Source organism: Thauera propionica, assembly GCF_002245655.1.
In the GTDB taxonomy this organism is placed as follows: domain Bacteria; phylum Pseudomonadota; class Gammaproteobacteria; order Burkholderiales; family Rhodocyclaceae; genus Thauera; species Thauera propionica.
In genome coordinates this window covers 1-4,289 of record NZ_NOIH01000053.1, presented here as the reverse complement: position 1 = coordinate 4,289, position 4,289 = coordinate 1, and the positions used below count along the sequence as shown (strand labels likewise).

Annotated in this window: 5 protein-coding genes; all 5 read right to left on the bottom strand. The window is 62.1% G+C overall.

Annotated features, from left to right (window positions below; translation table 11 throughout):
- The coding region (locus tag CGK74_RS18575) for an IS66 family transposase (protein WP_165770117.1) at positions 1-695 on the bottom strand (695 nt) is incomplete at its 3' end.
- A 61-nt stretch (positions 696-756) separates the two neighbouring features.
- On the bottom strand, positions 757-1,086 hold the full coding sequence (tnpB, locus tag CGK74_RS18570; protein WP_021195326.1) for an IS66 family insertion sequence element accessory protein TnpB: 330 nt from the start codon (positions 1,084-1,086) through the stop codon (positions 757-759).
- Complete coding sequence (locus CGK74_RS18565; protein WP_094269838.1) at positions 1,083-1,451, bottom strand: helix-turn-helix domain-containing protein; 369 nt, start codon at positions 1,449-1,451, stop codon at positions 1,083-1,085. The genes tnpB and CGK74_RS18565 overlap by 4 nt, the downstream gene beginning before the upstream one ends.
- A gap of 286 nt (positions 1,452-1,737) precedes the next feature.
- A complete protein-coding gene (locus CGK74_RS18560) occupies positions 1,738-2,763 on the bottom strand; it encodes an IS110 family RNA-guided transposase (protein ID WP_094269837.1) in 1,026 nt (341 codons plus the stop codon).
- Between the two features lie 276 nt (positions 2,764-3,039).
- Positions 3,040-4,080 (bottom strand): IS630 family transposase, encoded by a 1,041-nt coding sequence (locus CGK74_RS18555; RefSeq protein WP_094269836.1) that lies wholly within the window; start codon positions 4,078-4,080, stop codon positions 3,040-3,042.
- Positions 4,081-4,289: the final 209 nt, after the last annotated feature.

Sequence of the window (4,289 nt, the reverse complement as noted above, 5' to 3'; positions counted from 1 at the left end):
GCCTTGAGCGCATCGACCAGCGGCTGCAGGTGCACGCCGCTCTGACCCACCCACTGAGCCAGCGTCGATTGCGGGATCGCCAGCCCGGCTCGACCGAAGATGCCTTCCTGACGGTAGAGCGGCAAATGGTCCTGATACTTGGCCACCAGCACTTGGGCGAGCAGCCCGGCAGTCGGGATGCCCTTGTCGATGATGTGCGCCGGCACCGGCGCCTGCACGAGGGTCTCGCACGCCGCGCACGCCCACTTGCCCCGGATGTGGCGCTCGACGGTGAAGCGGCCCGGGGTGTAGTCGAGCTTCTCGGCGGCGTCCTCGCCGATGCGGCGCATCGGGCAGCCGCAAGCGCAGGTGGTCGAGTCGGGTTCGTGGTGGATCTCGGTGCGCGGCAGCTCGGGCGGCAGCGGCTTGCGTCGGGCCTGGCCCTTGGGCGTCGACGTGCCGACACTGGGCTGGAGTTGCTCGAGCTCTTCGCTCATCGCCGCAAGATCGGCCTCGGCGGTCTCCTCGAAGAGCTGCACCTGCTCGGTGGACAGGCGCTCGGTCCTCACGCCGAAGCGATGACGCTTGTGCAGCGCCAGCTCATGCGTGAGCCGCTCGATCTTGGTCTGACGCCACACGAGCTCGCGCTCCTGCTCGATGAGCAGGCGACGCAAGGTGTCGGCATCCAGTTGATCGAGGTCGGCGGGCAGCGGCATGGATCGATCATGTCCGATGCACGTCTCCGCCGCCATCGGGGCATCCGCCGATAGCGCGGGCTCAGAGTGTCCGGATCACACCGCCATCGCCCAGCCGTTGCCACGGCAGCCCGAGCACCAGCGCATCGAACTGCGCCCGGGTCAGTGCGACACCGCCCTGGCCCTCGGTCCAGTGAAACCGGCCCTGGTTCAAACGCCGACATGCGAGCCACACCCCGAAGCCGTCATGGACCAACACCTTCAAGCGCGTGCCGCGCCGGTTGCTAAAGAGATAGGCGTGATGCGGCTGAGCCTCGCCGAACACGCGCACCACCTGCGCGAGCAACGTGTCCATGCCTGCGCGCATGTCCAAAGGCGCCGCCGACAGCCACAGCGCCTCGATGCGGATCATGCGAGCCACTCGCGTAGCCACGCCCCGCACGCATCGGCGGCCTGGATCGGCCACTCGAGCTTGACGCGGGCGTTGCCACGCTGCGCTTCAAGACGGATCACCGGCGCCTCAACGGCGGAGGCAACCCGCACCGGCACAAAGCCTGGCTCAGACAGCGTCGTGAGCTCAGCGCCGAGCGGCTTGCGCCGGCTCGGCGGCGCGATGCCGCGCTCGCGCATCCAGCGGTGGACCTGGTTGGTGTTCAGGCCATTTGCCAACGCAACGCCGGCCACCGAGACACCCGGCTCACGGCAGGCCGAGACCACAGACTGCTTGAAGGCTTCGCTGTGTGTGCGCCGAGTCCGGCGCGGGATAACGACATCCATAGTGTCTATATGGACGCCCCCCTTTTGACAAGGACGACGCAACGTGTGCGGCGACAGATAGGCTGCAGTTCTATATCCGGCCTGTGACTGCAGGCGAAAGCCTGCTGGCCCTGATGGATTCCGCTGACCCACGCCTCATTCCACCACAGGACTCGAAGTCCGGGACACTGATTCAGGCTTGGCGGGTCACGGTCTGACCTGTTTGCCATCACACTGTTATCGACCTTGTGCAACCTTTACGATGACCACATCTCGGATGAAAGTGGTTGGGACACTCGTCAGTCGCCTAGGCTGGTTGGCTGACGGGGCATTTTTGGTATGTCCGCTCATGAGCGACGAGCGCCCAGATCGTTCGCGCCATCTTGTTGGCCAACGCCACGACCGCGACATTTATTGGCCTGCGCTGGCGTAATTCGCTCACCCACTGCCCCGGCTCCTTTGCACTCGTTAAGACTGCCCGGGCACCGTGTATCAGCAACGTTCGCAGGTAGGTGTCGCCGCGCTTGCTGATGCCCAAGAGCTTGATGCGTCCACCGGTGCCCGTTTGTCGAGGCACCAGTCCGGCAAAGGCAGCAAACTCGCGCCCTGATTTGAACGCCTTAGCATCGCCCATGATGGCGACTGCGGCAGTAGCGCTCAGCGGCCCCACGCCCGGAATCTCGGCAATCCTCTGGCAGGCTTGGTCCTGCTTGAGCCAGTCCTTGATGCGGCGCTCGATAGTGGCAATCTCGACATCCATATTCTCGATACGAGCCCACTGCTCGCGCAGCGTGTCGATGACCATCGCCGGTAGTCGATCAGCCAATCGGGTCAGTACGTCTTGGATGGTTTTCCTCACTGCAGCCTTGCCCTGAGCCATCACCTCGCCATATTCGGCCAGCAAACCTCGCAGGCCGTTGAGTTGGGCCGTACGGAACTTGACCAGTTGGCTGCGCATTCGGTGCAGCGCCAGGATGGCTTGCTGTTCCTCTGTCTTGATGGCGACCGCTTTCACGTGCGGTTGCTGCGCCGCCGTCCAGATCGCCCGCGCATCGTGCCGATCATTCTTGTTCCCGGTCACAAAGGGCTTGACCTCCTTGCCTGGAAGAAGCTTGACCTGGTGCCCAAGCGCCGTGAGTTTGCGAGCCCAGTGGTGCGAGCCACCGCACGCCTCCATGCCGATAAGGCACGCCTGCCGGTTGGCAAAGTGCTCGAGAAACTTCTCGCGCTTGAGCTGTAGGTTTGAAACCTCGCCCGTCTCCATATCGATCCAGTACAACTGGAACACCCGCTTGGCAATATCTATGCCGACCACGCTCTTGCTTGCATTCATTTTCGCCCCCCGGTTGCATGTGAAGACCTTCGTCCCGTCACCTTGAGAACTTCGACGCCGTTTGCCAGTGAGAGTCTGCCTCTGAATCGAGAGGCTTCGGCAGAGATTCGACTGCAGCGAGATGAATCGCCACGGGTTTCTAAGAGGCGGGAGGCGTCCATTCCATTCCACCATCAGAACTGGTGGACATGATCTTCAATGGGCTAAGCGGCTGGGGGAAGGTGGGTTCGCCGGGTGCTTACCCTTTGCTATTAACCCGGCAATCAAATAGCCAATTTACTGCGCGTACCGAACGTACTCATGGCTGAAATACGACCGCACTCGATCCGGCATCCCAGCAATACGCTCCATGCACGTGCGCGCCTTCTCGAGAAGTGCTGCGGCGGTCTTGGCAATCGGGCCGGAACGTATCGTCGTTTTCAGATCCCGGTTCAGGTACTCGTCGGGGTTGAGCTCCGGCGCGTACGGCGGCAGGTAAAACAGTTCGATCTTCTCGACGTTTTCCGCCGCCCACTCGCGGACACGGTTCGCACGGTGTACGCGCAGATTGTCGACAATCAGGAACACCTTGCGCTGGGCGTCCTGGATCAGATCCTTCAAGAAGACGATGAAGCGGTCCGCATCAATGGCGCCCTCGAAGAACGAGAAGCGCACCAAGCCCTGGTTGGTGATCGCCGAGATCATCGACGTCGAACCATGACGGCCGGCCGGCAATCGAAGCTCCGGCGTCAGTCCCGCCATCGAGTAGCCGCGCACCCAGTGCGAGTCCTGGCGAATGGCGGTCTCGTCACCCCAGTAAATCTCGGCATCCTCAGCCTTGGCGCGCGTGACGATCTTCGGGTACTCGTCCTGGAGCCACGCCTTGAGCCGGGCTGGATTCTGCTCGAGCGCGCGCTTGACCGGCCGCTGTGGCGTGAAGCCCCAGCGCCGAAGGTACTCACCAACGGTACGAATGGGCATGTCGATGCCGAAGAGTTGCTTGATGGCGAGCATGACTGCGCGACGATTCCACAGCGCGAACTCAAGCTGAAGCTGGGCAGGATTCGAACCGATGATCTTCAAACGCAGTTGCTCCTCTTGGACCAGCGTCAAAGTTCGTCCCGAGCCATGGCGTCGACCACGTTGCCCGCCCTTGATGACCGCGTCGAGATCGTCAGCCTGGGCGCGCCGCGCCCATTTCAGAACGGTACCGACATGAACCCCACACACTTCAGCGATGTGCGTCCATGTGTAGCCTTGCTTGCGCAGTACAAATGCTTGGCGACGAATGTGCTCCAGGGCTTCGGGCGGGAGTTTTCGGGCATCGATCTTTTCCATGCCCGAATTATATCAAAGCCTATTTGATTGCCGGGTTAATAACCAAGCGTTGGCACTAAGGACGGGGGCAGGTCAGCCGGGTGCTTACACAGCGTCCACGGCGGCCGTATACGTGCAAACGCCCAGCGATCGTATTTCGATGCTGGGCGTTTTTTGTGGGTTAGTCTGACGATGACCTACTTTCACGAGGGCGGACCTCACTATCATCG

What these genes read in the sequence shown, in the direction of transcription:
- CGK74_RS18555 (WP_094269836.1), bottom strand. Translation starts at nt 4,080, where the DNA reads ATGGAAAAGATCGATGCCCGAAAACTCCCGCCCGAAGCCCTGGAGCAC.
- CGK74_RS18565 (WP_094269838.1), bottom strand. Translation starts at nt 1,451, where the DNA reads ATGGATGTCGTTATCCCGCGCCGGACTCGGCGCACACACAGCGAAGCC.
- tnpB (WP_021195326.1), bottom strand. Translation starts at nt 1,086, where the DNA reads ATGATCCGCATCGAGGCGCTGTGGCTGTCGGCGGCGCCTTTGGACATG.
- CGK74_RS18560 (WP_094269837.1), bottom strand. Translation starts at nt 2,763, where the DNA reads ATGAATGCAAGCAAGAGCGTGGTCGGCATAGATATTGCCAAGCGGGTG.